General features: G+C 26.2%; 5 protein-coding genes. All 5 read right to left on the reverse strand.

What is annotated here, in order from left to right:
- Positions 1 to 103 precede the first annotated feature (103 nt).
- Entirely contained in the window at positions 104 to 1,882 is a 1,779-nt protein-coding gene (locus BST80_RS03835) for a 1-deoxy-D-xylulose-5-phosphate synthase (protein WP_415746037.1), read from the reverse strand.
- Positions 1,883 to 1,895: 13 nt separating this feature from the next.
- Positions 1,896 to 2,570: a hypothetical protein gene (locus BST80_RS03840; RefSeq protein WP_415746038.1), complete on the reverse strand. Its 675-nt coding sequence runs from the start codon at positions 2,568 to 2,570 to the stop codon at positions 1,896 to 1,898.
- A 6-nt stretch (positions 2,571 to 2,576) separates the two neighbouring features.
- Positions 2,577 to 2,798, reverse strand: a complete 222-nt coding sequence (gene xseB, locus BST80_RS03845; RefSeq protein WP_415746039.1) for an exodeoxyribonuclease VII small subunit — start codon at positions 2,796 to 2,798, stop codon at positions 2,577 to 2,579.
- On the reverse strand, positions 2,788 to 4,080 hold the full coding sequence (gene xseA / locus BST80_RS03850; RefSeq protein ID WP_415746040.1) for an exodeoxyribonuclease VII large subunit: 1,293 nt from the start codon (positions 4,078 to 4,080) through the stop codon (positions 2,788 to 2,790). Before xseA ends, xseB begins: the two co-directional genes overlap by 11 nt.
- 108 nt (positions 4,081 to 4,188) lie before the next feature.
- The gene (locus tag BST80_RS03855; RefSeq protein ID WP_415746041.1) at positions 4,189 to 5,052 is read right to left on the reverse strand and encodes a formate/nitrite transporter family protein; all 864 of its coding nucleotides are present in this window, start codon (positions 5,050 to 5,052) and stop codon (positions 4,189 to 4,191) included.
- Positions 5,053 to 5,340 lie beyond the last annotated feature (288 nt).

A 5,340-nucleotide genomic window follows, 5' to 3' on the forward strand; every position in this document is an offset into this window, starting at 1 on the left:
GTTAGGCGACATAAAAGCATAAATTTTTTAACACCAACTGAAGCTGTGTTAAAATTTTTAAAAGACTAACTGGTCTAAAATGTATATGGTACCTCACAATTTCTTAATTAATTAAGTTTCTTAAAATTTCTTCAAGATTATTCATCTCTTTTTTAATTAAACCATTTTCATAACCATAATGTGAAATTGTTGCATTATGATTAATTAATAAATCAATAATCTTCGCATATAAACCAGTTTCTTTGATAACTTCTTCAAAAATAATAATTTGTTGATATTTTTCCATGTTAATTTGTTTTATCATTTCTCTATCAACTGGATTAATAAAGCGAGCATTAATAACATTAATTTTTTTTGTTTCTAATTTTGTGATAACTGTTTTTGCTTTAATTACATTATTCCCATATGTGATTAATAAAATTCGCGATTTAGGATTTTTAATAACATATTCTCACTGTCCAACTGAGAATGCTACTGACAAAACTTGCTGCGTAATTCCCCCTTTTGGATAACGAATAAAAAAAGGATCTTTTTTATTAATTAAAGCTAACTTTAATAACTGATCAAACTCACCACTAGTTGCTGGTTGACTAATAATTGGTAAATCACCCATACTATTTAAAAACCCAATATCATAAATTCCATGGTGACTATCCCCATCTGCAAGTGCTAAACTAGCTCGGTCAATTAAAAAAACAACTGGCAAATGATTACGAACAACATCATGTAAAACTTGATCATAAGTTCGTTGTAAAAAACTAGCATACATATTCACAATTACTTTTTGATGATCTAAAGCAAAACCAGCAGCTAAGGTCACAGCGTGTTCCTCTGCTAAACCAACATCCAAACAATATTGCGGATTTTGAAGCATAAATTCTTCTAAATGAACTGAAGCTTGCATTGCAGCAGAAATAAAATAAAATTTTTCTGATGCTGTTTGAAATACTTTTTCCAATGTTTTTGCAACATAATAACTTCATTCATTATGTTTATTATCAGTTAAACTATAAGAATGATATTTCTCTTGTTCTGCTTGGGTTAAGCCATAACCATAACCTTTTTTTGTTTTAAGGTGCAGAACAACACTTGCATTTCGTTTTTTTGCTTGACGAAGACTTTTTGCTAATTTACGAAAATTATGGCCATCCACTGTCCCAATATAATCTAAATTAAAACCAGCAAATAACCCTGGAATTGCAAAACTACGAATAATTTTTTCAACTAATAGGTGGCCTAATCATAATAATGTTAATGGGGGAATATAACGTAAAACTTTTGCAACTTTACTAGCACTACTATATAGTCATCCAGTTCGAACTTTACTAACTGTTGTATGTAAAATATTAACATTTTTAGAAATACTCATTCCATTATCATTTAAAATAACAATAATTTTATTGGAAATTGTTCCCAAATAAGTTAAAGCTTCTAAAGTCAAGCCATTAGTAAATGCTGCATCCCCGATCACACAAATAATATTATTATATTTTTGATTATAACTATAAGCAATTGCTGTAGATAAACCAGTTCCCACATGGCCATTAGAAAGATGATCATATTTACTTTCGTTAATATGTTGAAAAGCCGCTAAGCCATCAGGTAAGCGAATCGTTGAAAAATGTGCTTTACGATCAGTTAAAATTTTATAAGCATAAGTTTGATGACCAGTATCAAAAATAATCAAATCATTATTGTCAATGTCAAAAGTTTTTAATAAACTAATTGTTAATTCAACTGCCCCTAAATTACTAGCTAAATGTCCCCCATTTTTGGTAACTATTTCAATAATAAGACGACGAACATCCGCTGCTAATTCAATTAAAGCTTTTGTTTTTAAATTTTTTAAATCAGTATGATGCTGATAATCTTGTAATTTCATCTTTTAACCCCACTTAATACTTTTGTAAAAAATAATTAATTTGTTGAACAAAATTATTGAAATATAATGGTGTAATTTTTCCAATCAAATAATGACAGTAAGCTGTTACATCTAATTTTATTTTATAAATTTCAACATTACTACTATCCTTTAATAACTTTCTCATTACTGTTAAATTAATTAAAAAAACAAGATAATAACCATAATTAAAATATAATTCATGATTTGGAAGGTTAACAAAAGGTTGATAAAAAATATTAGCAATAAAATTATAAAGTAAATTAAAATTATAATACATCTTAATTTTTGAATTTGTAATGTCATTATTTGCAAAAATTATTTCCTCATAATTATCATCGAGATAATTAACAAAAATTTTGCTTTTTAATTCCTTAATTACTTTTAAAATTTGTTCTTGTTCACGTTTTACACCGGTATGACGAATATATTGCATATGATAATAAATTAAAACTACTTTAATTAAAATAATACTATCAAAATATTCTTGCTCATCTAAATTATTTAATCGTAATAAATAAACAAAATTTTTAATTAAAATATCTTTTTCATCAAAAGTTTTAAAATCTTTTAAAATTACCCGACTTAATTTTAACTCATGCAATTTTTTTCAAATTTTAATATTATTTTTTTTAACTCAGCCACTACGTTCAAAAATTTGCCCTGCCATAATAAATTATTCTTCATCAACTTTAAAATCAGTTGGGTTATTATCCTTAACAATTTTAGTGACTTTATCTTTAATATCTTGTAATTTAGTTTCCGCTAATTTTGTTAATTTAATGCCCGTTTCAAAAGCATCAATTGCTTGATCTAATGGGAATTGATTATTTTCTAAATCATTAACAATTTGCTTTAATTGTTCTAAAATTTGTTCAAATGATTTATTATTTGTCATTTTTTTCACCATCCTTATTAATTGCTTGTACAATTGATTGAATAATTCCATCTTGTACACGTGTCATTATTATATCATTATTCTGAACATCATTGGTTGCTGATATCACATTTTTATTTTCATTGTAAGTAATACTATAACCACGAATTAATGTTTTTAAAGGACTTAATAAGTCTAATTTACTTATTAAATTATTTTTATTATGTTCAATTGTTAAAATTTGTTGTTGAATTGTTCTTACTAATTTTTGATAATAATTTTGAATCATATTTTTATTTGCTATAAAGAATGTTTCTTGTAAAACATTAAACTGCTTTAATAATAATTGATAAGAATGCTCAGATTGTGTATATAATGCTTGGGGTTTTGTTAAAACATAACTATTTTTTAATTCGCTTAGTTTATCTTGCATCTTATCAACTTTGCCTTTAATAAGATTAATTAAATGAGGGCGTTGTTGTTGCAAATAATTAACTAATTCTTTCTGATCAGGTGTTGCTAATTCAGCCGCCGCCGTTGGTGTCGATGCTCGTAAATCACTAACAAAATCAGCTAAAGTAAAATCAATTTCATGACCAACAGCTGAAATAACTGGGATAGTTGCTTGATAAATTGCTTCAACAACTTCAAGTTCATTAAAAGCTCATAAATCTTCAATACTGCCTCCACCACGACCAACAATTAATGTATCAAACTGCGGAGTAAATGCTTGTGCTGCCTTAATTTTTGCTCGAATATCATGTTTTGCGTCACTTCCTTGCACTAAACTTGGAAATAAATAAATGTTTGCTTGGGGAAAACGGCGATGAATTGTAGTAATAATATCACGAATGGCAGCACCAGTTGGAGCTGTTATTACACCAATATTATTTGGAAAACGTGGAATTGGTTTTTTTAAAGATTGATCAAACCAACCTTTTTTACTTAATTCTTGTTTTAAGGCTTCATATTTTAAAAACAAAGTACCAACACCTTGTAAAGATAAAGTAACTACTTGTAAACTATATGTTCCTTGCGGCTCATATACTTTAATAGAACCTGTTGCAATAATTTTTAAACCTTCTTTTAATTTAAATTGTAAGTTTTTTGCATTAAACGCAAACATAATTGCCTGAATTTGGGATTTATCATCTTTGATTGTAAAATAAACATGTCCTGAAGAGTGATTTGTAATATTAGAAATTTCTCCTTGTAGAGAAATATTAATTAAATTTGGTTCTTGTTCAATTATTGTTTTTAAATAATAATTAATTTCACTAACTGTATAAATATTTTTACTCATTTTCCCCTCCATTATCAATATCTTACAATTAATAATATCATTGAAACAATAAAATAATTAAAAAAGAAATGTTATTAAAGTAACAACATTTCTTTTTTTCAAAAGCAATTAAAGTGTTAATTTTTCTTTTACATCTTTTCGATAAATAAAATAATATAAAAATGGTAAGAAAATTCCTCCACTTAAGAAATTTCCAATTAAAGTTGGTAATTGAACATTGTAAGCAAATTTTACAAAATCTGCTCAACCACCACTTGTTTCAAAAATTTTTAAAAATGGTTGTAAAAATCATAAATATGAATTAGCAACTACATGCGAAAATCCAGAAATTGCAAAAGCCATAATAATTAAATTTACAACAAAGAATTTAGCAACGGCTGATTTAGTTGTATGTGCAGCATAAATCGAACCAGCAACTAAAAAGTTACATAAAATGGCACTCCCAAAGTTTTCTCATCATTTGTGTTCTAATTTTCCATTAATTAAGATTACCGCATTATTATAAAAATCAGTTTCAGAACCAGGCATATGATTTAAAAAACCACTTCACGCTGTTAAACCAGCCATCACTAAACAACCTAGGAAATTACCACTTAAAACAATAAATAAATTACTAACAAATCTTCCAACATTTAATTGTTTTTTAAAAACAACAATTAATGCTAAAGAATTTGATGTAAACATTTCTCCCCCAAGAAAAACAATTATTGTAATTGCAACAGTAAAGACAAGACCAAATACTAAACTTTTTAAACCAATTGGGATATTATCTCAATTTCCCTTTGTTGCCATAATTGCAGCAATATAACCAAATCCAATAAATAAACCAGCGGCTAAACCCATTAAAAAGGTTTTATAAAATGGACTATTTCCTTTTTTTAACGCATACTTATAAATATTTACAAAACTATCCTCATTGCTATAACTATCGGAATTATCTACTTTTTCTTCTTTTTTAATTTCGTCCCTCATTTTTTCTCCTCTTTTTCACATTTTATTTCTCTATAAATAATACTTTATTATTCTATCATAAAAAATAAAAACCTAAATATAATCTAAACTTAAAATAATTAATAACCCGTATTTTTAAATAAGAAACTTTTTAATGTCATTTATCTGACAATAATTATTTTTATCATCCACCATATCAAACAAGACTCGAAATTTTTAATAGACTTCTTGCATAACCTATTAAAATAATTGTAAATATTTTTAAAAAGATACTAATAGCAAATTATAATTTTAATTAATTATGTCTTT

Source organism: Spiroplasma sp. Moj (assembly GCF_016082285.1).
Taxonomy (GTDB): Bacteria; Bacillota_I; Bacilli_A; order Mycoplasmatales; family Mycoplasmataceae; genus Spiroplasma; species Spiroplasma phoeniceum.